The sequence below is a fragment of the Streptomyces sp. NPDC059897 genome (assembly GCF_042730865.1).
Lineage (GTDB): Bacteria > Actinomycetota > Actinomycetes > Streptomycetales > Streptomycetaceae > Streptomyces.
In genome coordinates, this window is sequence record NZ_JBHWKQ010000032.1 from 28,107 (window position 1) to 52,822 (window position 24,716).

Sequence of the window (24,716 nt, forward strand, 5' to 3'; positions counted from 1 at the left end):
GTGATGCAAGAGAGGGGGCGGCGTCAAGCGACGCCGCCCCCTCGTGTCCGCCCGGATGAGGAAAATCCCAGGTCAGGGGTGTTGCTGAGCTGGGAAAGTCAGGACTCGGTCCGGTACATCAGGTCCGTCTCGTACGTAGTGAAACCCAGTCGCTCGTACACGCTGACCGCCGCCTTGTTGTCGGCGTCGACGTAGAGCATCGCCGTCGGAAGGCCGGCCGCCGCCAGGTGGCGCAGGCCCGTCGCCGTCAGCGCCTTGCCGAGGCCGCCGCCCTGGCCGGCGGGCGCCACCCCGACGACGTACACCTCGCCGAGCCGTTCCTGCGCGTGCACCTTCGTCCAGTGGAAGCCGACCAGTTCGTCGCCCCGGAAGGCCAGGAAGAAGCCCGCCGGGTCGAACCACGGCTCGGCCTTGCGGTCGTCCAGGTCGCGCTGGGTGAGGGAGCCCTGCTCCGGGTGGTGGGCGAATGCCGCCGCGTTCACCACGAGCCACGCCGCGTCGTCCTGGCCGGGCACGAACGTACGGATCCGGACGCCCGCGGGCAGCACCGGCTCCGCGAGGTCGAGGTTCTCCAACGGGCGCCGCATCTGCCGCAGTTCACGGAACAGGGTCAGTCCGAGCACCTGCGCGAGGTGCCGTGCCGCGCTGTGCCCGCCGTGCGCCCACACCCGCAGCCGCTTGCCGGAGGCGGCGAGCAGCGCGCTGCCCAGCGCCCGGCCGTGACCGTGGCCGCGGTGTGCCGGGTGCACGACCAGTTCGGCGGCCGGGGCCTCGACGGGGTCGGTGTCCTCCAGCTGCGCGTAGCCGGCCAGTTCGTCGCCGACGCTGAGCAGCAGATGCCGTACGCCCTCCCGCTCGCCTCCCCGCAGTTGCAGCCGGCCCTGCTCGGACACGGCCTGCTGGCCGTCGGTGCGGGCGGCCTCGGTGAGCAGGTCGAGCACGGTGGTGGCCTGGGCGGCGGACAGGGTGGTGACGGTGTCGATCCGGCGGGGGGCGCTGGTGGTGGGGGCGGGGTCCGTGGTCATGGCTACGAGGGTACGGGTGGGCTCCGCCCGGGACGGGGCCCTGTTGCGCGGTGCCGTGGTTGACGCCTCGGGGCTCCGCCCCGGACCCCGCTGCTCAATCGCCGCAGGGGCTTGAAATGCGGATACCCGTGCTCTCGCCGTACGGGTTTGAAAGAGGGGTGGTGGTTACCAGGGCTTAACCCGCAACCCCCTGTCACGCTACGCGCGTTGACCATATGCTGCCCCCGCATTCGCAGTGACCGGCGTCCGTCGCAGGGACTGGCGTCGCATCGCACGGCATCCCCAGGGGGAACCACATGCACCTAACGACCAGGAGACCGGGGCGCCGTCTGCGTGCGGGTCTCGCCGGCGCCGCCACCCTCGTCACCGCCGGGGCGCTCATGGCCGCGCTGCCCGCCGGGGCGACGGCGCAGAAGAGCGTGGCGAGCAGCCGCTACCAGGACGTGCAGTTGCTGTCCTTCAACGACTTCCACGGCAACCTGGAGCCGCCGGCCGGGTCCTCCGGGCAGGTCACCGAGGACCAGGCCGACGGCACCACGAAGAAGATCGACGCGGGCGGGGTCGAGTACCTGGCGAACTCCCTGCGCACGGCCCGCAAGGGACACCCGTACAGCGTCACGGCCGCCGCGGGCGACCTGGTCGGCGCGAGCCCCCTGCTGTCCGGGCTGTTCCACGACGAGCCGACCGTCGAGGCCATGAACAAGCTGGACCTGGACGTGACCTCGGTCGGGAACCATGAATTCGACGAGGGGTCTCAGGAGTTGGCGCGGCTGCGGAAGGGCGGCTGTCACCCCAAGGACGGGTGTTACGAGGACGGGCGCACCTTCGAGGGCGCCGACTACCCGTACCTCGCCGCGAACGTCACCGACGAGAAGACCGGCAAGCCGGTCCTCGCCCCCTACTGGGTGTGGAAGCACAAGGGCGTGAAGGTCGGCTTCATCGGCGTCACCCTCGAAGGCACCCCGGACATCGTGTCGGCGGAGGGCGTCAAGGGGCTGAAGTTCCACGACGAGATCGAGACCGTCGACAAGTACGCGAAGATCCTCGACAAGCAGGGCGTGAAGTCGATCGTCGCGCTGGTCCATGAGGGCGGCGCCCCGGCCTCGGGCTCGTACAACTTCGACTGCGACTCACCGAGCGCGGGCAAGGGCGTCTCCGGGCCGATCGTCGACATCGCCAAGGGCATCACGCCGAAGGTCGACGCCCTGGTCACCGGGCACACCCACAACGCGTACGCGTGCACGATCCCGGACCCGTCGGGCAAGCCGAGGATGGTCACCTCCGCGTCCTCGTACGGAAAGCTCTACACGGACACGACGCTGACCTACGACCGTGCCACCAAGGACATCGTGCGCACGGCGGTGAAGTCGCCCACCTCCGCCAACCACGTCGTCACGCGGACGCAGCCGAAGGCCGCCGACATGACCGCGCTGATCGGGCGGTGGAACAAGCTGGCCGCGCCGATCGCCGGCCAGGCCGTCGGGCACATCTCCGCCGACCTGCCGGGACGCGGCGCCACCTCGCCGGAGTCCCCGCTCGGCGACCTGATCGCGGACGCGCAGCTCGCGCACGCCAAGACCCTCGACCCGAAGGCGAGCGTGGCCCTGATGAACCCGGGCGGGGTCCGCTCCGACCTGGTGTTCAAGGCGAGCGGGAGCGAGGGCGACGGGGTGGTGACGTACGGGGAGGCGTTCGCCGTGCAGCCGTTCAGCAACACCGTGAATCTGGCCGACCTGACCGGCGAGCAGCTCGTCACCGCGCTCAAGCAGCAGGTCAGCGGGCCGAACGCGGCGTCGCCGAAGATCCTTCAGCCCTCGGCAGGACTCACGTACACGCTCGACATGACCAAGTCGGGTGCCGACCGGGTCGTCGCCGACTCGATCAGGCTGAACGGGTCAGCCATCGACCCGGCGGCCACCTACCGCGTCGCGATGAACTCCTTCCTCGCGGGCGGAGGCGACGGCTTCGCGGCGCTCGGGGCGGGCAAGAACCCGCTGGTCGGAAGCGATGACCTCAAGGCGCTCAACGACTACCTGACGGCCAACTCCTCGGCGTCGAACCCGATCGCGCCGCCGAAGGCGGACCGCATCACGATCGTCAAGTAGGCGAAACACGGCTCACATTGGGGTGGCCTACGGTGGGCCCACGGGTGAACAGTGGGCCACCCCACACTTGTGAAGGTTGTTTGTGTGAGTGGTGGGGGTGTGTGATGGAATCGGCCGATGCGTACCCCCCACCGCATGGACGACGAGCCCATAGCCAACGACCGTACGGCGTTTGACGATTGGTTTGATGACGGGGCGGAGGATTTGGTTCCGCCGGACGGCGGCCGATTCGACGGTCGGTTCGACGACCAGCCCGACCACTGGTCCCCGCCGGACCACCGGCGCGCGGGACGGCGCAAGCGCCGGAGCCGCCTCGCCGGGCTCTCCTTCGCGCTGAAGGGCCTGATCGCCGTCGTCGTCCTGTGCGGTTTTCTGGCCATGGCCGACCGCTGGGCGGTGCTCTACGCGGAGAACAAGGCCGCGGAACAGATCAAGAAGCAGATGAAGCTGACGGCCGCGCCCGAGGTGGAGATCGGCGGCTTCCCGTTCCTCACCCAGCTCGCCGACCGCCGCATCGGCGAGATGAAGGTGACGGTCCCCGACGTCGCCGCCGACCGCGTCACCCTCGCCAAGGTCTCCGCGACCGCGCACAACGTACGGATCAAGGGCTCGGGCCTCACCGACATCAGCGGTGCCTACGCCGACCAGATGCACGGCGAGGTGCTGCTCAGCTTCGCCGACATGAACCGTGAACTGGGCGCGTCCCAGGTCACGTTCACCGGCCACGGCAAGAACAAGGTGCTCGCGCGCGGCACCCTGCCCGTCGCCGGGCACGACGTGAAGGTGCGGGCGGACGCGAACATCCAGCGGCTCGGCGCCTCCGGGATCTCCACCGACATCGACAACATGAGCCTGGCCGTCGGCGACCTCGCCACGTACCGGCCCGGCACCCGCGCCTCCGAGGGTCTGCACCTCACGCGCCAGTCCGTGGACAAGCTCACCCAGCAGGCGAACAAGGCGCGGCAGCTGCTGGCCGTCCCGGCGATCGTCAAGCGTCTCGGGGTGCCGGACAGCGCGGTGCAGCAGGCGCTCAACAGCGACGCGAAACTGCGCGAGCTGACCGGGACGCCGCGCTTCGTGAAGCAGCTGATGGGCACGAACCTGATCGACATCGCGCTCGCCCACCCCGAGGTCCTGAAGAAGATCGGCCTCGACCCCGCGCTGCTCGACGGCCTCACCCGCCTCACCCGCCCCGAACTCGCCGACCGCCTCTCCCTCGCCTTCCGGGTGCCGGAGCTGCCCGGCGGCTCCGGGTACGTACGGCTCCAGGACGTGACCGTGGAGAAGGAGGGCATCCGGGTCGACCTGTCGGGCGGCGGACTTTCGGTCGGCAAGTGACCGGTGACCGGCAGGTGCCCTAGGGGAGTTCCGGCGGCGGCGTCGGCGCTCCCGGCAGGACCAGCGTGGCGAGGGTGCCGCCGCCGTCCGCCGCCGAGAGCGCGACCTGTCCGCCGCTGGCCTCGACCGTGCGCGCCACGATCGACAGGCCGAGGCCCGAGCCCGGCAGGGCGCGTGCGGTCGGCGAGCGCCAGAACCGGTCGAAGACGTACGGGAGTTCATCGTCCGGGATGCCCGGCCCGTGGTCCCGCACGGTGAGCGTGCCGCGCATCAGCCGGACCTCCACGCGCCCCTTCTCAGGGCTGAACTTCACGGCGTTGTCCAGCAGGTTCACCACCGCCCGCTCCAGCGCGGCCGGCTCGGAGCGTACGTACCAGGGGGCCAGCTCCGCGTCGAAGGTCAGCTCGGGGCCGCGCAGCCGGGCGCGCTCGATGGCGCTGCGCACGGTGTCGTGCAGCGAGACCACCTTCATCGGCCCCTCCGCCCCGGTCAGCCCCGTGCGCGACAGCTCCTGAAGGTCGCCGATGAGCGCGGCCAGCTCGGTCATCTGGGCTTTCAGGGACGTCAGCAGCGCCTTGCGGTCCGCCGCGGGGATGGAGCGGCCGGTCTCCTCGATCCGGTTGAGCAGTTCGATGTTGGTACGCATCGAGGTCAGCGGCGTACGCAGCTCATGACCCGCGTCGGCGATGAGCTGCTGCTGGAGCTCGCGGGAGGAGGCGAGCGAGGCGGTCATCGCGTTGAAGGACTCCGCCAGGCGCGCGATCTCGTCGTCGCCCTCGACCGGGATGCGGACCGTGAGGTCCTCGGTCCTGGCGACGTGCTCGACGGTGTCGGTGAGTTCGTCGACCGGACGCAGTCCGGTGCGGGCGATCCACAGACCGGCGGCGGTCGAGCCGAGGACGCCGACGCCGCCGACGAGGAGCAGCAGCCAGGCCAGCGTGGTCAGCGGTTTGGTGATCTCGTCGAGGGGGGTGGCGACGGAGGCGGCGACGCCGGGGAGCCGGGTGTCGTCCTGCTTGATCGGAACTGTCAGGACCCGCATGGCCTGGCCCTTCACGTCGTCCGTGGTGTGCACCGAACTGTCCGAGGTACCCGCCGCGACCGCCCGGTCGGAGTGCTGAACCGGGATCCGGGGGTCGCCCTGCGAGGTGCAGGCCCTGCCGTCGGACTGGATGATCTGGATCGTCGGGCCCGGGAAGTTGTGCTGGGCCGCGGAGTCGCCGGACTGGCAGCCCGCGAGGACGTACTCCATCTGTTCGCGCTTCACCGAGTGCGCCTGCTGCACCAGGTCGTTGTCCAGCTGCGCGTACAGCTGCTTCATGGTGACGAACCAGCACGTCACCGCCACCGCGGCAACCGCCGCCGCCACCGCCGCGGCCACCAGCAGCGCGATCCGCGACCTCAGCGGCAGCGTCCGCAGCCGGCGTACGAGCTTGTTCACTCCGCCGCTCCACCGCTCCGCAGCACGTAGCCCACGCCCCGCACGGTGTGCACGAGGCGCGGTTCGCCGCCCGCCTCGGTCTTGCGGCGCAGGTACATCACGTAGACGTCCAGGGAGTTGGACGACGGCTCGAAGTCGAAGCCCCAGACGGCCTTGAGGATCTGCTCGCGGGTGAGGACCTGGCGGGGGTGGGCGAGGAACATCTCCAGGAGCGTGTACTCGGTGCGGGTCAGCTCGACCGCGCGGCCGCCGCGCGTGACCTCGCGGGTCGTCAGGTCCATGCGCAGGTCGGCGAAGGAGAGGGCGTCGGAGTCGGCGGCGGTGTCGTCGCCGGCCGCCGCGTACGAGCTGCGGCGCAGCAGGGCCCGTACGCGGGCGAACAGTTCGTCGAGCTCGAACGGCTTGACCAGGTAGTCGTCCGCGCCCGCGTCGAGGCCGGTGACGCGGTCGCCGACGGTGTCGCGGGCCGTGAGCATGAGGATCGGGGTGGTGGAGCCGGTGGCGCGCATCCGGCGGGCCGCGGTCAGGCCGTCCATGCGGGGCATCTGGATGTCGAGGACGACCAGGTCGGGGCGGTACGAGGCGACCTTCTCCAGGGCGTCGGCACCGTCGACCGCGACCTCGGTGGCGTAGCCCTCGAAGGCGAGGGAACGCTGGAGTGCCTCCAGTACCGCGGGCTCGTCGTCGACGATGAGGATGCGTTGCGGTTCGCCTTCGGCGGGGCTCATGGTCCGGGGCTTCCTGTCGGTCGATTACGGGTGGTTGGCCGGCGCTCCTCAGCGTCGCACGCTCACTCGGGGTGTGCGTTCCGTGGCGTGAATGGCGCGGCGGCGGTGCGTCAGCTGTCCGCGCCGCCGGAGCGCAACGTGTCCAGGTCCGCTTTCACCGCGTTGATCGGGATGGCGAAGCCGAGGCCCACGCTGCCGTTGCTGGAGGAGGTTCCCGAGGAGTCGGAAGCGGACGAGTACATCGCCGAGTTGATGCCGATGATGTTGCCGTTCATGTCGATGAGCGCGCCGCCGGAGTTGCCGGGGTTGAGGGACGCGTCCGTCTGGATCGCCTTGTACGTCGTCTTGGACGAGCCGGTGTCGCCGTTGAACTCCTGGCCGCCGAACTCGAAGGGCCACTGGCCGCTGCCGCCGCCCTGCTGCTGTTGCTGCCCCTCGTCGGTGGAGACGGTGACATCGCGCTGGAGCGCGGAGACGATGCCGCTGGTCACCGTGCCGGTCAGGCCCTCGGGCGAGCCGATCGCGACGACGTCGTCGCCGACCTTGACGCCCTCGGAGTCGCCGAGCGTCGCGGCCTTGAGGCCGGAGGCGTTCTTCAGCTTGATGAGCGCGAGGTCCTTCTTCGCGTCGGTGCCGACGACGTCCGCCGTGTATGTCTTGCCGTCGCTCGTCGAGACCTTGACGGAGGAGGCGCCGGACACGACGTGGTTGTTGGTGACGATCTCGCCGTCACTCGTGATGATCACGCCGGAGCCGGTCGAGGAACCGGAGCCGAGCGTCGCGTTGATCTCGACTATGGACGGGCTGACCGCCTCCGCGACCCCGGCCACGGTGCCCTTCTTGCTGCTGGGCACCACCGTGGTGCTGGTGGACGACGAGGCCGTGGCGGAGGAGCCGGTCAGCTCCTGGATGCCGTACGCGGTACCGCCGCCGACGGCCGCCGCCGCGATCGCCACCGCCGTGATCAGCCCGGCGGGGCCACGCAGCCGCTTCTTCTTCGGACTGCCGTGCTGCGGCTGCACGCCCGGCAGGTACGGGGGCTGCGGAGGGTAGGCCTGGGGGTCGTCGCCGCTTCGGCGGTAGCTGTCGGTCATGGCACCAAGCCTGTGGCGCGTTCATGAGAGCAGGCTGAGGGTGTCCTGAGAGTCCCGGCAGAACCCTGTTTGCCCGAAGTAAAGACCCGAAGCAAAGACGGGTCGGCGGAGCCTACGCGCAGCCGCAGGACTGCCGGACGACCAGCCGCGAGGGGAACAGCTTCAGCCGCTCGCGCCGCGACCCGGCCACCCGCAGCGAGTCGTCGAGCACGAGGTCCACGGCGGCCCGCGCCATCGCCGGACGGTCCGAGGCGACGGTGGTCAGCGGCGGATCGGTGAGCCCCGCCTCCTTCACGTCGTCGAACCCGGCCACCGCCAGCTCGCCCGGCACGTCGATGCGCAGCTCGCGCGCGGCCCGCAGCACACCGATGGCCTGGTCGTCCGTGGAGCAGAAGATCGCCGGCGGCCGGTCGGGCCCGGCCAGCAGGCCGAGCGCCACCTTGTACGCGTCGTAACGGTTGTACGGGGCCTCGAAGAGCCGGCCGTCGATGGACCGCCCCGCCTCCTTCATGGCGCGCCGCCAGCCCTCGACGTGGTCGGAGACCGGGTCGCCGACGGACGGGGTGTCCGCGGTGCCGCCGAGGCAGGCCACGTACTCGTTCCCGTGCTCCAGGAGGTGCCGGGTGGCGAGCTGGGCGCCGCCCACGTCGTCGGTCACCACCGCGACGTCGTCGATGGCCTCGGGCCGCTCGTGCAGCAGGACGACGCGGGCGTCCCAGGCCTCGATCTCGTTCGCCGCGAGGTCGTTGAAACCGTGGCTGACGAGGATCAGGCCCGAGACCCGCATGCCGAGGAAGGCGCGGACGTAGTGGACCTCGCGGTCGGGCACGTAGTCCGAGTTGCCGACCAGGACCATTTTCCCGCGCTCGGACGCCGCCTGTTCGACGGCGTGCGTCATCTCCGCGAAGAACGGCTGGCGCGCGTCCGGCACGATCATGCCTATGAGGTCGGTCCGCCGCGAGGCCATGGCCTGGGCGACCCGGTCGGGCCGGTACCCCAGCTCCTTGATCGCGGCGAGCACCCGCTCGCGCGTGGCCGGGGCGACCGGCCGGGGTCCGTTGTTGATCACGTAGGACACGACTGCGGTGGAGGTACCCGCCAGTCGCGCCACATCGTCCCGAGTCACCTTGGCCACGCGCGGAGTCTACGCGGATGGACCACCCTCTGGGCAGGGCGTGAGCCGCACCTTGGGCCGTCCTTCGGGTCAGGCCCTACCTGCGTACGGGAGCCGGGAGGCCCACTCCGTCCACGGCGGACGGGAGCTTGTCCGGGTTTCCCGCGTTATCCGCCTTGTTCGCGGCCGCGGCCCGCTGCCCGGCCTCCTGTTCCGCCCGCTTCTCGGCCCGCGCCTCGGCGTTCTTCTCCGCCTTCTTCTCCGGCTTCTCCGGCGTGACGAAGCGGTAGCCGACGTTGCGCACGGTGCCGATCAGCGACTCGTGCTCGGGCCCGAGCTTCGCGCGCAGCCGCCGTACGTGCACGTCCACGGTCCGGGTGCCGCCGAAGTAGTCGTAGCCCCAGACCTCCTGGAGCAGCTGGGCGCGCGTGAACACCCGGCCCGGGTGCTGCGCCAGGTACTTCAGGAGCTCGAACTCCTTGAAGGTCAGGTCGAGGACCCGGCCCTTGAGCTTCGCGCTGTACGTCGCCTCGTCCACCGACAGATCGCCGTTGCGGATCTCCATGGGGGAGTCGTCGGTGACGATCTGCTGCCGGCCCATGGCGAGCCGGAGGCGGGCCTCGACCTCGGCGGGGCCCGCCGTGTCGAGAAGTACGTCGTCGATGCCCCAGTCGGCGGTGACGGCCGCGAGGCCGCCCTCCGTCACGACGAGTACCAGCGGACAGCCGGGCCCCGTCGAGCGGAGCAGCTGACAGAGGCTGCGGACCTGCGGGAGATCCCGGCGGCCGTCGATGAGGATGACATCGGCGCCGGGGGTGTCGACGAGTGCGGGTCCCTCCGCGGGAGCCACTCGCACGTTGTGCAGGAGCAGGCCGAGAGCGGGAAGCACCTCCGTCGACGGCTGGAGGGCATTGGTGAGGAGCAGAAGAGAGCTCATCGGTCCCCACCTGCCCTGGGGGTCGTCATACGTTCGTGCACGGTTCGCTCGCCCATAACGTCTGGTTCCTCCTCGGTCCCTGCGAGGACGTTTGCGGCACTGCTTCGTACGTGGCCAGAACTCCGCGCCCCGGGGTCCTGACCTGCTGTTCTGTGCGTTCTTCCGGGTGGTCGTATACAACGCCCCAGAAAGCACAAAAGGACCCGGGGGCTGCATTGCCCGAGTCCTCTGCCCAGCAGAATAGCCCACATGAGTCGGGGTCCGGCAGGTGACGAGCGTGGATCTTCTGTGTGGCCGATCACCGAACGGAGACGGCGCGTGATGCTCCGGACACGTGACGGAGTCGCCATCGAGGCGGCCTACGAGCCGGGTCCCGGTGGCCCGGACAACCCGGCGATCGTGCTCGCGCACGGCTTCACCGGCGATCTGGAGCGGCCCCACGTGCGGCGCGCCGCGGCGGTGTTCGCGCAGCGTGCGGCCGTGGTCACGTTCTCCTTCCGGGGGCACGGGCGCTCCGGCGGGCGGTCCACGGTCGGCGACAAGGAAGTGCTCGATCTCGCGGCGGCCGTCGAGTGGGCGCGCTCGCTCGGCCACGCGCGCGTGGTGACGGTCGGCTTCTCCATGGGCGGATCCGTGGTGCTGCGGCAGGCCGCGCTGCACAGGGGGCGCATGGAAGCGCACGTTGACGGGGTCGTCGCGGTGAGCGCCCCCGCCCGGTGGTTCTACCGCGGCACGGCCCCGATGCGGCGGGTGCACTGGGCGGTGACCCGGCCCGCAGGGCGCCTCGTCAGCCGCTTCGGGCTGCGCACGCGGATCCACCCGTACGACTGGGACCCGGTCCCGCTCTCCCCGGTCGAGTCGGTCCCGCTGCTCGCGCCGACCCCGCTGCTCGTCGTGCACGGCGACCGCGACCCGTACTTTCCCGTCGACCACCCGCGGATGCTGATCGAGGCCTCCGGCGGGGCGGCGGAGCTGTGGCTGGAGCCGGGGATGGGCCACGCCGAGAACGCGGCGAGCGAGGAGCTGGTCGAGCGGATCGGGGCGTGGGTCGCGCGCACGCTTGGCGCACAATAGGACGCCGCACCGCGCAGCGGGGCGGGACCGAGAGAGGAGTCGGGAATGGCGCAGGGCACGATCCGCTTCTGGGCCGCGGCCAAGGCCGCCGCCGGCGTCGCGGAGGAGCCGTACGAGGCGGAGACGCTGGCCGCCGCGCTGGACGCGGTGCGCACGCGGCACCCCGGCGATCTCGTCCGGGTGCTCCAGCGCTCCTCGTTCCTGGTCGACGGGGACCCGGTCGGGACCCGCGGCCATGAGACGGTACGGCTTGCCGAGGGCGGCACGGTCGAGGTGCTCCCGCCGTTCGCAGGAGGATGACACCCCGATGAGCAACAACCAGCAGTACCCGTACCAGTACGACGCGCAGTACGACGCGTACGCGCAGCCGCAGCAGCAGCCGGTGCCGCAGCAGGCGTATGGCTACGATGCGGCGCCGCCGCAGCAGCAGTGGTCGTACGAGGACGTGCCTCAGGCTCCTGAGGCGCCCACGCCACGGGGCTCCGCCCCGGACCCCGCTGCTCAAACGCCGCAGGGGCTGGATCGTCGTGCTCAACGTCGCTCGCCGATCATCGAGCCCGGGCTTCAGCCCGCCGCGCTCACCGCCGTGCTCGGGCTCCTGCTCGCCGGGGGCGCCGCCCTCGGGTCGTACGCGCTGCTCGTCCCGCTCGTGCTGCTGCAGGCCGTCACGGCCGCCGGGTGGTTCCGGCTGAACGGGATGTGGCCCGCCCGGCAGGGCATCGCGCTCGCGTTCATGGGCGGCGTCGTCGCGGACATCGCGCTGCTCGTGGCGGGCCGCGACAACGGCCCCGCCGCGATCCTCGGCACGCTCGGCGTCTGGGTGCTGCTCACCCTCGTCCTCCAGCTGCGTTCGCACGCCGACCCGGACGAGCGGATGTACGGCCTGATGGCGACGGTCGCCTCGGCGGCGCTCGCGATCGTGGCGGCCGGTCACCTGGCGGCCGAGCCCGACGCGGTGACGGTCGGCGGGGTGGCCGTGGCGGTCGCGGTCCTGGCCCGCGCGCTGCCGCTGCCGACCGTCGCGTCCGTGATCGTCGCGCTGCTCGCGGCGACCGGAGCGGGCATCGCGGCCGGCGGCATCACGGACTTCGGCACGGGCGGCGCCCTCCTCGGCCTCGGCGCGGGCGCCTGCGCCGTCATCGGCCACCGCGTCGCGTCGTACGACTTCCCGTCCCGGTTCGTGCACATGACGGCCGGCGTGGCGCTTCCGCTGGCCGCGGCGGCTCCGGCCGTGTGGCTGCTGGGCCGCGCGTTCGGTTAGGCCCATCCGGCGTTGCGGTCCCGGGGCTCTGCCCCGGACCCCGCGCCTCAATCGCCGGCGGGGCTTGAGGGAGCTACGGTCGCGTACCCTCCGGGCCATGCGCGCACTGCGAATACTGCTCATATTTGTCGTCATCGTCGGCGGTCTTTTCGTGGCGGCCGACCGGGTCGCGGTCCACTTCGCCGAGAGCAAGGCCGCCGACAAGATCCGCACGAGCGAGGGGCTCGGGCAGACCCCCGACGTGTCGATCAACGGCTTCCCGTTCCTGACCCAGGTCGCGGGCGGCACCCTGGACGACGTCGAGCTCGGCATCCAGGACTTCGAGGCGAAGAGCGGCAAGAACGGCGAGAGCGGCGGCGAGGCCATCCGCATCGCCGACCTCAAGGCCGAGATGCACGGCGTGAAGTTCGACAGCAGCTACAGCTCCGCCACCGCCGACTCGGCCACCGGCACCGCCCGCATCGACTACGCCGAACTCCTCAAGGCCGTGAAGAAGCAGGGTCCCGCCCAGGTCGCCCCCGGCGTCACCGCGTGGATCGACGGGCTCGCGTACGGCGGCGACCACAAGGCCAAGGTCACGGTCGCGGTCAAGACCCCGCTCGGCACGGTGCGGCCCACGGTGCGCAGCACGGTCGACGTGAGCGGCGGCCAGGTCTCCGCGCACGCCGACAGCCTGCCGGACATCGGCGCGCTCAAGCCGGCCGAGGGCCCGCTCCGGGACGTCATCGACTTCAAGCAGGCGCTCGACGACCTGCCGGCGGGCATCAAGCTCGACCGGGTGCAGGCCGTCGACCAGGGCATCGAGATCACGGTGAAGGGTTCGAACCTCGACCTGGTCGGGTAGGCCGGAACGGGCGCCGATACGGGCCACGGACCGCGTTGGTCCGAACTGCGAGACGGCGGCGTCCGCAGAGCAGATGGCGACGGGCGTTCGGCGGTGCGGCGGCGGGGCCGGTGCCGCCCGGAGGCGCGATCGTTCCCACATTCCGGACGATCTCGTCTCATCATCCGACACACCGGTGACACGGCCGCCGGTACGTCCTTACGATCGGGTGCATGAAGCGACAGGCGGATCTCACGAAGCGGCGGGCAGTAGACCTGTGCCGCGTCGCCGCCATGCTCTGTCGCGCCGCCTGAGCGGGACGGCACAACTCCCGCTATTCCCGGACCCCTTGAGGCCTACGACTCGGGGTCCCCGTGCAGCCACGCACACCCCTTTCGCATACCCCCGCAACTGCCCCGGAGGAATCAGCATGAGCCGCAGCGACGTCCTGGTAGACGCCGACTGGGTCGAGGCCAACCTCGACAACGAGAACGTGGCGATCGTCGAGGTCGACGAGGACACGTCCGCGTACGACAAGAACCACATCAAGAACGCGATCCGGATCGACTGGACCAAGGACCTCCAGGACCCGGTCCGCCGTGACTTCATCGACCAGGCCGGCTTCGAGGAGCTGCTGTCGAAGAAGGGCATCGGCAACGACACGACCGTCGTCCTCTACGGCGGCAACAACAACTGGTTCGCCTCCTACGCGTTCTGGTACTTCAAGCTCTACGGCCACCAGGACGTCAAGCTCCTCGACGGCGGCCGCAAGAAGTGGGAGCTCGACTCCCGCGACCTGGTCGACGGCGCGCAGGTCCCGAACCGCCCGGCCACGCAGTACAAGGCCAAGCCGCAGGACACGTCGATCCGCGCCTTCCGCGACGACGTCGTGAACGCGATCGGCAACAAGAACCTCGTCGACGTGCGCTCGCCCGACGAGTTCTCCGGCAAGCTGCTCGCCCCGGCCCACCTCCCGCAGGAGCAGTCGCAGCGTCCGGGCCACGTCCCGTCCGCCCGCAACATCCCGTGGTCGAAGAACGCCAACGACGACGGCACCTTCAAGTCGGACGCCGAGCTCAAGGCCCTCTACGAGGACGAGCAGGTCGACCTGTCCAAGGACACCGTCGCGTACTGCCGCATCGGCGAGCGCTCCGCGCTCACCTGGTTCGTGCTGCACGAGCTGCTCGGCCAGGAGAACGTCAAGAACTACGACGGTTCGTGGACCGAGTACGGCTCCCTCGTCGGCGTGCCGATCGAGCTCGGCGCCAACAAGTAATCCAGCGACCTTTCACTTCCTAGGAGAGCGACATGTGCGGAGCGAAGGCCGGCGGCCCCGACGCCTCGACGATCAAGCCCGGTGAGACCACCATCCAGGGCCAGGTGACCAAGGACGGCGAGCCCGTCACCGGTTACGTGCGCCTCCTGGACTCGACCGGCGAGTTCACCGCCGAGGTCCCCACCTCGGCCACGGGCCAGTTCCGCTTCTACGCGGCCGAGGGCACGTGGACCCTGCGCGCCCTGGTCCCCGGCGGCCAGGCCGACCGTACGGTCGTCGCCCAGACCGGCGGGCTCGCCGAGGTCGCGATCGCCGTCTGAGCGGTCACACACGACGGCTGAAGGGCCGCACCCCGCCTGGGTTGGACGCCACTGGTACGGGTGCGGTCCTTCGGCATGTTTCCGGGGCTCGCGCGGGCTTACGCTGAAGGTATGTACGCGCGGCGAAAGCACGTCTACTTCGCCATGATGGGCGTCTGCGTCGGCCTGTTCGTGCTGGCCTGGGGCGTCGTGCGCCTCTGGTCCGTGCCGGCGGCCGTAGCGATGTGCGTCGTCGCCATGGTGATCCCGCCGGTCGCCGCCGTCGTCGCCAACCGGCGAGGGCCCGACGACCGCTGGTGGGACGACCCCTCCGGCGACCCGAAGTCCGACGAGTGGTGGGACGAACTGGACGGCAAGAAGCGTCGCCCCTGACACCCGCCCTGACACCCGCTGTGACCGACCTCGCCGAGAGCGCCGGTGCCCGGACGACTACAGTGGGGTCCGGCTCTGTTGTCCGCATACGTTCCGCTCACCGAGGAGCAATCCCGTGCTTGAGGCCTTCTTCTCCACCCTTCTCGTCCTGGTCTGCGTCGGCGTCGTCGCCTTCGCGGGCCTGACCGTGAAGAAGCTGTACCAGGGCCAGCGCTGACCCCCCACTGAGAGACGTCTGAACCGCTCATGATCCAGATTCCGTCCGACCTGAACCCGAAGCTCGTCCCCCTCGCCTTTCTGCTGGGCACCTGGGAGGGCGCGGGCGTCCACGACTTCCCCGGCTCCGAGAAGTGCAACTTCGGCCAGGAGGTCTCCTTCACCCACGACGGGCGGGACTTCCTCGAGTACCAGTCGCACACCTGGGTGCTCGACGAGAAGGGCGAGAAGGTCCGCCCCCTGGAATCGGAGTCCGGCTTCTGGCGGATCGACGACGACCGCAAGGTCGAGGTCGTCATGGTCCGCGACGACGGTGTCGTCGAGGTCTGGTACGGCGAGCTCGCCGACCAGAAGCCGCAGATCGACATCGCCACGGACGCGGTGGCCCGCACGGCGGCCTCCGGCCCGTACAGCGGCGGCAAGCGCCTCTACGGCTACGTCAAGAGCGACCTGATGTGGGTCGGCGAGAAGCAGACCCCCGAGGTCCCGCTGCGCCCCTACATGTCGGCCCAGCTCAAGAAGGTCGTCTCCCCGGAGGAGGTCGCCGACATGGCGCGCAACCTGCCGGACATGCCGGACGACGGCATCGCGTTCTTCAAGTAGGCCGGAACCGCTTCCCTCAAGTGGTTCTAGACTCGTCGGTGTGGTGAGCACCGAAGGCATCGACTGGAAGAGCGATCTGAGGCAGCGCGGCTACCGGCTGACGCCGCAGCGCCAGCTTGTCCTGGAAGCCGTGGACACCCTCGAGCATGCGACCCCCGACGACATCTTGTGCGAAGTGCGCAAGACGGCGTCGGGGGTCAACATTTCGACGGTCTACCGGACCCTTGAGCTCCTGGAGGAGCTCGGGCTCGTCTCGCACGCCCATCTCGGGCACGGCGCGCCCACGTACCACCTCGCCGACCGGCACCACCACATCCACATGGTGTGCCGGGACTGTACGAACGTGATCGAGGCGGACGTGGAGGTCGCGGCGGAGTTCACCGCGAAGCTGCGCGAGCAGTTCGGTTTCGACACCGACCTCAAGCACTTCGCGATCTTCGGACGCTGCGAGAACTGCGCCGAGGACAAGGGACGAACGCAGGAATAAGCGCGCCCGTCCACTCGTCGTAGTGTGTGTGACCATGCAGCGACATTCAACGAGCAGCCCTCTGCTGACCCTGCCCGGAGCCGTCCCCGGCGAGGGCGTGGACGAAGGCGTCGCCGCGCACTACGGCGACCTGTTCCGCGAGCAGCGCGCCCTCGCCGACGGGACGGGCGTCGTCGACCTCTCGCACCGCGGCGTGATCACGGTCACCGGTGACGACCGGCTGAGCTGGCTGCACCTGCTGCTGACCCAGCACATGGAGCAGCTGGAGCCGGACCGGGCCACCGAGGCCCTGATCCTGTCCGCCAACGGACACATCGAGCACGCCCTGTACCTCGTCGACGACGGCACGACGACGTGGGCGCACGTCGAGCCGGGCACGCAGGAGGCCCTCCTCGCGTACCTGGAGTCGATGAAGTTCTTCTACCGGGTCGAGACCGCCGACCGGACGGACGAGTTCGCCGTCGTGCACCTGCCGGCCGGTTCGATCGCGCCGGTGCCGGACGGGGCGGCGGTGCGCGAGACGCCGCACGGCCGCGACCTGTTCCTGCCGCGCGCCGGCCTGGAGTCGTACGTGGGGGAGAACGGCCCGGCGGTCGGCCTGCTCGCGTACGAGGCGCTGCGCGTCGAGCAGCACCGGCCGCGCTTCGGCTTCGAGACGGACCACCGCACGATCCCGCACGAGCTGGGCTGGATCGGCTCGGCCGTGCACCTGCAGAAGGGCTGCTACCGGGGGCAGGAGACCGTCGCCCGCGTGCAGAACCTGGGCAAGCCGCCGCGGCGGCTCGTCTTTCTGCACCTGGACGGCAGCGAGGTGCACCTGCCGCCGCACGGCGCCGAGGTGCGGCTCGCCGCGGACGGTCCCGAGGGCCGGAAGATCGGCTTCGTGACGACGTCCGTGCGCCACCACGAGCTGGGCCCGATCGCGCTCGCGGTCATCAAGCGGAACGTGCCGGCCGACGCGGAGCTCCTCGCGGAGGCCACGGCGGCGGCGCAGGAAGTCGTGGTCGAGCCGTAGCCACGCCCGGCACTACATCTCCAGCAGCACCGTGAACGGGCCGTCGTTCGTCAGGGACACCCGCATCTGCGCCCCGAACCGGCCCGTCGCCACGGTCGCGCCGAGCGCCCGCAGCTGCGCCACGACCTCGTCGACCAGCGGCTCGGCGACCGGGCCTGGGGCGGCGGCGTTCCAAGTGGGGCGGCGGCCCTTGCGGGCGTCCCCGTAGAGCGTGAACTGGCTGATGACCAGGAGCGGGGCGTCGATGTCGCTGCACGACTTCTCGTCGGCGAGCATCCGCACCGACCAGAGTTTGCGGGCCAGTTGGGCCGCCTTCTCCTTGGTGTCCTCGTGCGTGACCCCGACGAGGACGCACAGGCCCTCGCCCTTGATCTCGCCGACCGTCTCGTCGTCCACGACGACGCTCGCGCCGTCCACCCTCTGCACCACTGCTCGCATACGGCCATCATGCCGTGCGCCGATTTTCGTATCCCACAAGGGGTTTGAGCATGCTCCCCAACCCCCCATCCGGGGCGGATATGGGGCACTCGGGCACTAAGGGGCCATGGGGAGTGGCACCATGCTGACACGCGGTGCGTCGGTGGCGTGCGGCGCGGTCCGGTCGAGGGGACGGTAAGCAGACCATGGATACCCATGCCATGAGCCACACAACGAGTACGGGGCTGCCCGGGCAGCCCGTATCGCTGACGCACAGCGAGCGGGTGGCGCCGCTGACCCGCCCGCCGGCCCAGCGCACCGACAGCCCCGAGCTGCCGGCCGTGCCCGCCCCGGACCTGTCGGTCCTGCGCCTGCCGGAGCTGCGCACGCTGCGCCGCGACTCCCAGCAGAACGAGGCGGACCTGAGCTACGTACGGCGCCTGCTCCAGGGCCGGATCGACATCCTGCGGGCCGAGCTGGACCGCCGGAAGGACCCCGAGGGCCCGGTCGTGGACCGGCTCTCGGAGATCCTGCGGGACCAGCCGACGCGGCAGCGCTCCTCCGCCCGGCACGTCACGGTCGGCGTCCCGCACAGCGAGGAGTCCCGGCGCCTCGCCCAGGAGATGCTCGCCGAGGTCGAACTCTCGGACCTGGCCGCCCGCACGGACGCCGAGCTGCACACGGCGATGGGCCGCCTGGTCCGCTACGAGCAGCAGGTCTCGCGCCGCCGCCACCAGCTGCAGCGCACGGCGGACGACTGCAGCGCGGAAATCGCCCGCCGCTACCGCGCGGGCGAGGCGCAGGTGGACGACTTGCTGGGAAGCCCTTGAGGCGCCCTCTGGCGTTTGAGGCGCGGGTGGGCCAATCAAGCCCCGCCGGCGATTGAGGCGCGGGGTCCGGGGCAGAGCCCCGTGCGGTGCCGCGAGCGCACTCTCCGGACCCGGGCGGAACCCCACCGCGACGTAGGAAGAATCGGGGCGACACATACGTCCGCCCCCGCCTAGCGTGACCGCATGGACACCCGCCCCGCCGCCAGCGCAGCGCCCACCGTACGGACGGTGACCGAGGACGAGTTGCCCGACTGGTCCCGCGCCCTCAACACCGGTTTCCTCCGCCCGCCGACCGCCTCCCCGCAGACGGTCGCCAAACGCCGCGCCCACTTCGACCTCACCCGCACCCGCGCCGCCTTCGCCCCCGCCGGAGCCCCCGGCCCGCGGCAGGTCGCCACGTTCCGCTCCTTCGCGCAGGAGCTCACCGTCCCGGGCGGCGCCACCGTGCCCACGGACGCGGTCACCAACGTCACCGTCAGCCCCACCCACCGCCGCCGCGGGCTGCTCAGCCGCATGATGGCGGCCGACCTCGCCGAGGCGAAGGAGCGCGGCGACGTCGCGGCGACGCTGATCGCGGCGGAGTACCCGATCTACGGCCGGTTCGGCTTCGGCCCCGCGGCCACCGCCACCGTGTGGGAGATCGACGTACCGCGAGCCGGCCTCGACCCGCGCCGCTCGGGCCCGGACGACGGCGGCCGCGTGGACCTGGCGGACCCGGAGGAGGTGCGCAAGGTCGGCCCGGAGCTGCACGAGCGGCTGCGCGCCCGGGTCGCGGGCGTGGTGTCGCGGGACACGCACTGGTGGGAGTACAACACCGGACTGTGGCCGACCCTGGAGGACCCGTGGACGGAGCCGTTCCACGCGGTGTACCGCAACGCGCGCGGCGAGGTCGAGGGCCTGGTCGCGTACCGGGCCGACAACCACTGGAGCGACGGCAAGCAGCCGCGGAACACGGCGCAGGTGCAGCAGTTGATCGCCGTCACGCCGGCCGCCGAGCGCGCCCTGTGGACGTATGTCTGCTCCGTGGACTGGATCACCACGGTGCGCTCCGGGCTGCGCGCCCCCGACGACCTGCTGCCGCACCTGCTGCCCGACCCGCGCGCCGCCCGCGTCGTGACGCAGGCCGACTTCCTGTGGGTGCGGATCCTGGATGTCGTACGGGCCCTGGAGGCGCGCTCGTACGAGACGAGCGGGGAGTTCGCGTTCGAGGTGCTCGACCCGGCGGGGCTCGCGGGCGGGCGGTTCACGCTGACGGCGGCGCCCGGCGGGGCGGTTTGTTCGCCGGGCGCCGCCTCCCCGCAACTCACGGTCGACGTACGTGAGTTGGGGGCGCTGTGGCTGGGCGACGAGTCCGCGGTGCGGCTCGCGGCCCTGGGGCGGCTCGTGGAGCACGAGGCGGGCGCCGCCGCCGGGTTCGGCGCCCTGCTGCGTACGGCGCGGCGGCCGTGGTGCCCCGACGTGTTCTGAGCCGCGGCCCCGCGCGCGTACGGACGTTCTGACCGACCGGGCTCCCGGCTCCCCTCCGGAAGGGAGCCCGGTCAGCCGCTCTGGGCGAGCAGCATGACGAGGACGACGGCCCCGATGCCGCTGATCAAGGTGTTCTTGGCCTTGAGGCCGACGGAGAGGGCGATGAAGCCGATGATGCCCATCGGCCCGTACTTCCACTGGATGAGCTGCTCGAACCCGATGGCGAGTGCGGCGACGACGATGGCGAAGAGCGGCATTGTCCTACCTCCTTCAGGACCAGTGGTCCTCGTGGTCACCAACTTCAGGTCCCCCGACCATGTCCGGGAAGTTGGTCACCAACTCAAAGGTAGTTATCTCCGTTGAAGGGCGGCTCATAACCACCTTCACGTCAACTCCCCAAAGATGGCGGGAAGTTGTAGGGTTTGGTTGTGAGTGGGGAGCATGCCGCCGTCAACGGACGGCCCAGGTCACAGCGGGAACGACCCACGTACCGCGAAGTGGCCGACGCGCTGCGCGACCGGATCACGTCCGGTCGCCTGAGTCCCGGCCAACGGATGCCTACACAGGCGCAGTTGGCGGGCGAGTTCGGTGTGGAGCGCTCCGCCGTACGCCAGGCGCTGCGCATTCTGCAGACCGAGCATCTGTTGGTGAACGCCTCGAAGGGCAGCCCGGCCACGGTCGCGCGGCACCCGCGGCCCGCGGTCCTCGGCCCCGAGGCGCCGCCGCAGCCGACCATGGTGGCGCTCGCCCCGCGCATCGCCGAGGCCTTCGAGCGGGCCGACGTGGAGATCGACGCGCTGTGCCTGACGGCGGTCTCGCTGACGCTCGCGATGGGCGAGCCGCTGCGCCTCATCCACGAGGGGCGCCCGAAACCGGCCAGGGTGCGGGTGCGGGTGCTGCTGCCGAGCCGGGACATCGACCTCGCGTTTCCCGCGCCCGCGCCACCGCCGGCCGCCGCGCCCGTGTCGCGGGCCGCGGAGGCCTCGCGGACGGAGGCGGCGGTGGGCGGCCGGCTCCGGCGCGACTGGCTGGCGCAGCGCAACGCGCAGGGGCAGGTGCTGCGCCACAACCTGCTGGCCCTGCGGGCCACGCACAAGATGGACGTCACGGTGGAGTTCCGCGCGCTGCCGTTCACGCCCCCGGTCAAGCTCTACCTGCTCAACAGCAACGAGGCGCTGTTCGCGTACTACACGCTGAGCAGACGCGGTGAGCAGATCGACCACGAGCGGGTGGACGTGTACGACGCCGCGGGCGTGCAGCAGATGCTCTTCGCGTTCGAGCAAGGGGCGGGGCTGCGCGACACGACGTTCGTGGAGCAGTCCCACCTGTGGTTCAACGGCCTGTGGAACACGATCAGCCAGGACCTGACGCTCAGTACGTGAGGCGCGTCAGGCCGTGCAGCGCGGGCCGGTCAGTGCAGCGCGGGCCCGGCCACCGTGAGCGCGAGCAGCACGCCGCCCATCGAACTGCAGGTGGCGTTCCTGGCCTTGGCGCCGATGGCGAGCAGGAGCAGGCCCGCGACTCCGGCCGGACCGTAGTGCCACTGGGCGAGCTGCTCGAAGGTGATCACGACCACCGCGGAGAGGAGGCTCAGAACGGACATGGTGGTTCCCCCTGCTTCGGCGTTGCTGCGCTGATGGGCCTTACCTGGTCTCCTTCGCTGCCACCATTGGCCACCTTCTTCCAAGTTGGCGACCAACTGCACTGGAGTTGTCCCCACTTGGTCGTGGTATATAAACGGGAGGACGACAACTCTTGCCAAATCAGGGCGAGTTGTGCGGTTTGGTCGGGATCCAGGGGAGCAGGGCGTGGCGGACATGGCAGACGCGACACTGAACGGCAGGAGAAGGCTCACGGCCCAGGAGATCGCCGACCAGCTCCGCGAGCGGATCAGGGAGGGCGCGCTGCGACCGGGCGACCAACTGCCCACGCAGGCCACGCTCGCCGACGAGTTCGGCGTCGAGCGCGGCACGGTCCGTCAGGCGCTGCAGCTCCTGGAGACGGACGGCCTGCTGAGCAAGCGCAGCAAGGGCAGCCCGCCGCGCATCGCCCCGGGATCCGCCGCCCGCGACGAGCCGCAGCCCTCCATGGTCGCCCTCGCGCCCCGGCTGGTGGAGGCCTTCCACGCCCCCCACGTCCGTATCGACGCGGTCTGCATGACCTCGGAGACCCTGATGCTGGCCCTCGGCGAGCCGCTGCGCCACATCCACGAGGGCCGGATCCGCCCCGACTCCCTCGACGTGCGCATCCTGCTGCCCAGCCGCGACATCGACCTCGCCTTCCCGGTGCCGGTCCCGGACGACAGCGACGGCGTCGACCAGGAGGAGTCGGTCGCGGTGCACAACCGCTGGCTCGCCACGCGCAACGCGCAGGGCCAGGTGCTGCGCCACAACCTGCGCTCCCTGCGCTCCTCGCACGACATCGACGTACGGGTGACCTTCCGCGCCCTCCCGTTCACCCCGCCGGTCAAGCTCTATCTGCTGAACCAGTCCGAGGCGCTCCTCTCGTACTACATGGTCACGCGGCGCGAGGAGGAGATCGACAACGACACCAAGCTGGAGATGTTCTCGGCCACCGGCACGCAGGCGCTGCTCTTCTCCTTCGAGGAGCGGGCGGGCCAACGGGACCGGACGTTCGTGGAGGAGTCGCAGAAGTGGTTCGACGCGCTATGGGAAACCATCACCTCCGACCTGACACTCTCCTAGTGACTTCAGAGACGACGAAGCAGACTGTTCCGGTGGCAGAAGAGACCGAATCGCATCGGGAAACGACCGAAGCGGGTGACGCCCGCGAGTCGGGCACCCTCGCCGAGCTGATCGCGGGCGCCCGCCATGTGCTCTTCGACTTCGACGGGCCGATCTGCCGGCTGTTCGCGGGCCGCCCGGCGTCGGGGATCGCGCGGCAGCAGGTGGAGTGGCTGGACGCGCAGGGCCTCGGCGACGTACTGACGGACGAGGAACGCGCCGACGTGGACCCGCACGCGGCGCTGCGCCGCCTCGGCCGGGCGCGGCCGGACAGCGACCTGGTCCTGGAGATGGAGAGCCGGCTCACCGAGCAGGAGCTGCGCGCCGTCGCCTCGGCCTGGCCGACCCAGCACGCGGACCCGCTGATCCGCACCTGGACGGCGGTCGGCGCGCGCCTCGCCATCACCACCAACAACTCGGCGGAGGCGGCCCGCCGCTACATCGCGAGCCGCGGCCTGTCCGACTGCTTCGAACCGCACATCTACGGCCGCACCCGCGACCTGGCCCACCTCAAGCCGGACCCGTACTGCCTCAACCGCGCCATGTCGGCGATGGGGGCGGCGCCCGGGACCACGCTGATGATCGGCGACGCGGCGACCGACCTGGTGGCGGCGCGGGAGGCGGGAGTCGCGTTTCTGGGCTACGCGCGTCACGCCCGCAAGGAGAGCGTGCTGCGGGAGGCGGGGGCGCGGCAGGTGACCGGTTCCCTGGAGCCGATCATCGACATCCTGCGGGACCGCGGCTGACCTGCGCTTCCCTCATCCATCCCCACATCCCTTCCCGCATATCGGGTGGAGTTGGCAGCCAACTGCCGTAGAGTTGTACGGACTTGGTCGGGGGGTGAGGGGAGATCGTCGTGGCGAACGTCCCAACGGGGAACGCCCCCAGAGCGACCGCCGAAGACATCGCCGAGGCCCTGCGGAAGCGGATCGTCGGCGGCGACCTCAGGCCCGGCGAGCGCCTCCCGACACAGGCCGCGCTCGCCCGCGAATTCGGCGTCGAACGCGGCACGGTCCGCAACGCGCTCCAACTCCTGCGCGCGGACGGCCTGTTGACCAACCTGGGCAAGGGCAGCCCACCTACGGTGTCCCGCCCGGAGGGGCATTCTCTCCCCGGCGCACAGACGGCCAGAAGCATCCTCGGGCCACGCCTGGTGGCGGCGTTCGAGGCGCCGCACGTGTACGTGGACGTGGCGAGCCTGACCGGGGAGACGCTGGTGACGGCCCTGGGCGAGCCGCTGGGGAAGGTGTACGAGGGGGTGCTGCGGCCCGAGTCGGTGCGGGTGCGGATGGTGGTGCCGAGGCCGGGCGAGAACGCCGACTACCCCGCGCCGGTGGCCGGCTGGGGACCGGACGAGAAGCTCGACGAGGCGGTGCGGCGGCGCGGCCGCGTCCAGTGGGCCTCGCAGCGCATGGTGCTGGACAACGCCTTCAGGGGCCTGCGCGACCACGGCATCGACGCGAGCTTCGAGTTCCGCTTCGTCTCCGGCGTACCGACTCGGAAGGTCTACCTCCTGAACCGGCAGGAGGTGCTGGTCGGGCACTACGTGCCGGGCCGGTTCGAGCGGGAGATCGACGACTACGAGGGCGGGGACACGGTGGAGCTCGTGGACGTGGAGGGCTTTGAAACCGAGATGTTCCCCTTCGCCCGCTCCAGCGGCCGGGACCAGGCGGCCTTCGTGGACGGGGAGCAGGCGATGTTCGACGGCTTGTGGGAGCACGTCGCGCGGCGGGGGCGGGCTTGAGTCAGGCCTGAGCCAGGGCGAGGAGCACCAGCGCCGCCCCGGTCAACGCCCAGGCCGTCGACCTCCGCTCGGCGGACAGGAGCAGGGTGAGGGCGGCGAGGGCCAGAAGTCCGAGGCCCCCGTACTCGGACCGGAGGAACAGCTCCAGGCCGTAGCCGAGCACGGTCGCCAGCAACTGCGGTATCGGATTCACGGGTCCCCACCCTTCAACTGTCGGGCCAACCAGTCCAATTGGACTGCTGGACTTGGATTGGGCTTCCCCGGCCCGGCAGATCGTTAATCAAC

At 70.9% G+C, this 24,716-nt stretch carries 29 protein-coding genes; 19 read left to right on the forward strand and 10 right to left on the reverse strand.

What is annotated here, in order from left to right:
• Window positions 1-98: 98 nt before the first annotated feature.
• On the reverse strand, window positions 99-1,025 hold the full coding sequence (gene mshD / locus ACFV9W_RS28645) for a mycothiol synthase (RefSeq protein ID WP_385766254.1): 927 nt from the start codon (window positions 1,023-1,025) through the stop codon (window positions 99-101).
• Between the two features lie 296 nt (window positions 1,026-1,321).
• Between mshD and ACFV9W_RS28650 the strand changes: the two genes are divergently transcribed.
• Together ACFV9W_RS28650 and ACFV9W_RS28655 are read left to right on the forward strand one after the other, a co-directional pair.
• Window positions 1,322-3,130: a bifunctional metallophosphatase/5'-nucleotidase gene (locus ACFV9W_RS28650; RefSeq protein WP_385766257.1), complete on the forward strand. Its 1,809-nt coding sequence runs from the start codon at window positions 1,322-1,324 to the stop codon at window positions 3,128-3,130.
• Window positions 3,131-3,247: 117 nt separating this feature from the next.
• The gene (locus ACFV9W_RS28655; RefSeq protein ID WP_385766260.1) at window positions 3,248-4,468 is read left to right on the forward strand and encodes a DUF2993 domain-containing protein; all 1,221 of its coding nucleotides are present in this window, start codon (window positions 3,248-3,250) and stop codon (window positions 4,466-4,468) included.
• Between the two features lie 19 nt (window positions 4,469-4,487).
• On the opposite strand, the gene ACFV9W_RS28660 is transcribed toward ACFV9W_RS28655, so the two are convergent.
• From ACFV9W_RS28660 to ACFV9W_RS28680, 5 genes are all read right to left on the reverse strand, one after another.
• Complete coding sequence (locus tag ACFV9W_RS28660) at window positions 4,488-5,909, reverse strand: ATP-binding protein (protein WP_385766262.1); 1,422 nt, start codon at window positions 5,907-5,909, stop codon at window positions 4,488-4,490.
• The gene (locus ACFV9W_RS28665) at window positions 5,906-6,637 is read right to left on the reverse strand and encodes a response regulator transcription factor (RefSeq protein WP_385766265.1); all 732 of its coding nucleotides are present in this window, start codon (window positions 6,635-6,637) and stop codon (window positions 5,906-5,908) included. Before ACFV9W_RS28665 ends, ACFV9W_RS28660 begins: the two co-directional genes overlap by 4 nt.
• A 110-nt stretch (window positions 6,638-6,747) precedes the next feature.
• Entirely contained in the window at window positions 6,748-7,731 is a 984-nt protein-coding gene (locus ACFV9W_RS28670) for a S1C family serine protease (protein WP_385766268.1), read from the reverse strand.
• 112 nt (window positions 7,732-7,843) lie between these two features.
• Window positions 7,844-8,866 (reverse strand): LacI family DNA-binding transcriptional regulator, encoded by a 1,023-nt coding sequence (locus tag ACFV9W_RS28675; protein ID WP_385766271.1) that lies wholly within the window; start codon window positions 8,864-8,866, stop codon window positions 7,844-7,846.
• Between the two features lie 76 nt (window positions 8,867-8,942).
• On the reverse strand, window positions 8,943-9,782 hold the full coding sequence (locus ACFV9W_RS28680) for a response regulator transcription factor (protein WP_385766274.1): 840 nt from the start codon (window positions 9,780-9,782) through the stop codon (window positions 8,943-8,945).
• A 249-nt stretch (window positions 9,783-10,031) separates the two neighbouring features.
• Here ACFV9W_RS28680 and ACFV9W_RS28685 point away from each other — a divergent pair, with 249 nt between their 5' ends.
• From ACFV9W_RS28685 to ACFV9W_RS28735, 11 genes are all read left to right on the forward strand, one after another.
• Window positions 10,032-10,856 (forward strand): alpha/beta hydrolase, encoded by an 825-nt coding sequence (locus ACFV9W_RS28685; RefSeq protein ID WP_385766277.1) that lies wholly within the window; start codon window positions 10,032-10,034, stop codon window positions 10,854-10,856.
• A 45-nt stretch (window positions 10,857-10,901) separates the two neighbouring features.
• Complete coding sequence (locus ACFV9W_RS28690; RefSeq protein WP_385766280.1) at window positions 10,902-11,156, forward strand: MoaD/ThiS family protein; 255 nt, start codon at window positions 10,902-10,904, stop codon at window positions 11,154-11,156.
• Complete coding sequence (locus ACFV9W_RS28695; RefSeq protein ID WP_385766283.1) at window positions 11,092-12,117, forward strand: hypothetical protein; 1,026 nt, start codon at window positions 11,092-11,094, stop codon at window positions 12,115-12,117. The genes ACFV9W_RS28690 and ACFV9W_RS28695 overlap by 65 nt, the downstream gene beginning before the upstream one ends.
• 97 nt (window positions 12,118-12,214) lie before the next feature.
• Complete coding sequence (locus ACFV9W_RS28700; protein ID WP_385766286.1) at window positions 12,215-12,961, forward strand: DUF2993 domain-containing protein; 747 nt, start codon at window positions 12,215-12,217, stop codon at window positions 12,959-12,961.
• A 212-nt stretch (window positions 12,962-13,173) separates the two neighbouring features.
• Window positions 13,174-13,254 carry a putative leader peptide gene (locus ACFV9W_RS28705; protein WP_352133573.1) on the forward strand — a complete coding sequence of 27 codons (81 nt, stop codon included), beginning with the start codon at window positions 13,174-13,176 and terminating at the stop codon, window positions 13,252-13,254.
• Window positions 13,255-13,370: 116 nt separating this feature from the next.
• Entirely contained in the window at window positions 13,371-14,216 is an 846-nt protein-coding gene (locus ACFV9W_RS28710; protein WP_385766289.1) for a sulfurtransferase, read from the forward strand.
• Between the two features lie 32 nt (window positions 14,217-14,248).
• Entirely contained in the window at window positions 14,249-14,536 is a 288-nt protein-coding gene (locus ACFV9W_RS28715; RefSeq protein ID WP_266712503.1) for a DUF1416 domain-containing protein, read from the forward strand.
• Between the two features lie 111 nt (window positions 14,537-14,647).
• Window positions 14,648-14,908 (forward strand): DUF3099 domain-containing protein, encoded by a 261-nt coding sequence (locus tag ACFV9W_RS28720; protein WP_385766293.1) that lies wholly within the window; start codon window positions 14,648-14,650, stop codon window positions 14,906-14,908.
• A 246-nt stretch (window positions 14,909-15,154) separates the two neighbouring features.
• Window positions 15,155-15,727 (forward strand): FABP family protein, encoded by a 573-nt coding sequence (locus ACFV9W_RS28725; RefSeq protein ID WP_385766296.1) that lies wholly within the window; start codon window positions 15,155-15,157, stop codon window positions 15,725-15,727.
• A 40-nt stretch (window positions 15,728-15,767) separates the two neighbouring features.
• The gene (locus ACFV9W_RS28730) at window positions 15,768-16,214 is read left to right on the forward strand and encodes a Fur family transcriptional regulator (protein ID WP_385766298.1); all 447 of its coding nucleotides are present in this window, start codon (window positions 15,768-15,770) and stop codon (window positions 16,212-16,214) included.
• Between the two features lie 34 nt (window positions 16,215-16,248).
• On the forward strand, window positions 16,249-17,229 hold the full coding sequence (locus ACFV9W_RS28735) for a YgfZ/GcvT domain-containing protein (protein ID WP_385766301.1): 981 nt from the start codon (window positions 16,249-16,251) through the stop codon (window positions 17,227-17,229).
• A 12-nt stretch (window positions 17,230-17,241) separates the two neighbouring features.
• On the opposite strand, the gene dtd is transcribed toward ACFV9W_RS28735, so the two are convergent.
• Window positions 17,242-17,667 (reverse strand): D-aminoacyl-tRNA deacylase, encoded by a 426-nt coding sequence (gene dtd / locus ACFV9W_RS28740; protein ID WP_266712508.1) that lies wholly within the window; start codon window positions 17,665-17,667, stop codon window positions 17,242-17,244.
• A gap of 200 nt (window positions 17,668-17,867) precedes the next feature.
• On the opposite strand from dtd, the gene ACFV9W_RS28745 reads away from it, so the two are divergent.
• Complete coding sequence (locus tag ACFV9W_RS28745; protein ID WP_385766305.1) at window positions 17,868-18,476, forward strand: ABC transporter substrate-binding protein; 609 nt, start codon at window positions 17,868-17,870, stop codon at window positions 18,474-18,476.
• Window positions 18,477-18,659: 183 nt separating this feature from the next.
• Window positions 18,660-19,943, forward strand: coding sequence for a GNAT family N-acetyltransferase (locus ACFV9W_RS28750; RefSeq protein WP_385766308.1), 1,284 nt, complete (start codon window positions 18,660-18,662; stop codon window positions 19,941-19,943).
• Window positions 19,944-20,014: 71 nt separating this feature from the next.
• Here ACFV9W_RS28750 and ACFV9W_RS28755 read toward each other — a convergent pair whose 3' ends face one another.
• Window positions 20,015-20,200, reverse strand: a complete 186-nt coding sequence (locus ACFV9W_RS28755) for a hypothetical protein (RefSeq protein WP_385766310.1) — start codon at window positions 20,198-20,200, stop codon at window positions 20,015-20,017.
• Between the two features lie 165 nt (window positions 20,201-20,365).
• Between ACFV9W_RS28755 and ACFV9W_RS28760 the strand changes: the two genes are divergently transcribed.
• Entirely contained in the window at window positions 20,366-21,325 is a 960-nt protein-coding gene (locus ACFV9W_RS28760; RefSeq protein ID WP_385766313.1) for a winged helix-turn-helix domain-containing protein, read from the forward strand.
• Window positions 21,326-21,354: 29 nt separating this feature from the next.
• Here ACFV9W_RS28760 and ACFV9W_RS28765 read toward each other — a convergent pair whose 3' ends face one another.
• Window positions 21,355-21,546 (reverse strand): hypothetical protein, encoded by a 192-nt coding sequence (locus tag ACFV9W_RS28765; protein WP_385766316.1) that lies wholly within the window; start codon window positions 21,544-21,546, stop codon window positions 21,355-21,357.
• 214 nt (window positions 21,547-21,760) lie between these two features.
• Here ACFV9W_RS28765 and ACFV9W_RS28770 point away from each other — a divergent pair, with 214 nt between their 5' ends.
• The 3 genes from ACFV9W_RS28770 to ACFV9W_RS28780 all read left to right on the forward strand — a co-directional run bounded on the left by ACFV9W_RS28770 (window position 21,761) and on the right by ACFV9W_RS28780 (window position 24,431).
• Window positions 21,761-22,648, forward strand: coding sequence for a GntR family transcriptional regulator (locus ACFV9W_RS28770; protein WP_385766413.1), 888 nt, complete (start codon window positions 21,761-21,763; stop codon window positions 22,646-22,648).
• Window positions 22,597-23,433, forward strand: coding sequence for an HAD family hydrolase (locus ACFV9W_RS28775; RefSeq protein ID WP_385766319.1), 837 nt, complete (start codon window positions 22,597-22,599; stop codon window positions 23,431-23,433). The genes ACFV9W_RS28770 and ACFV9W_RS28775 overlap by 52 nt, the downstream gene beginning before the upstream one ends.
• Before the next feature lie 110 nt (window positions 23,434-23,543).
• On the forward strand, window positions 23,544-24,431 hold the full coding sequence (locus tag ACFV9W_RS28780) for a winged helix-turn-helix domain-containing protein (RefSeq protein ID WP_385766322.1): 888 nt from the start codon (window positions 23,544-23,546) through the stop codon (window positions 24,429-24,431).
• Window position 24,432: 1 nt separating this feature from the next.
• Here the strand turns inward: ACFV9W_RS28780 and ACFV9W_RS28785 are convergent, their stop codons facing one another.
• Entirely contained in the window at window positions 24,433-24,624 is a 192-nt protein-coding gene (locus tag ACFV9W_RS28785; RefSeq protein WP_385766324.1) for a hypothetical protein, read from the reverse strand.
• Window positions 24,625-24,716 lie beyond the last annotated feature (92 nt).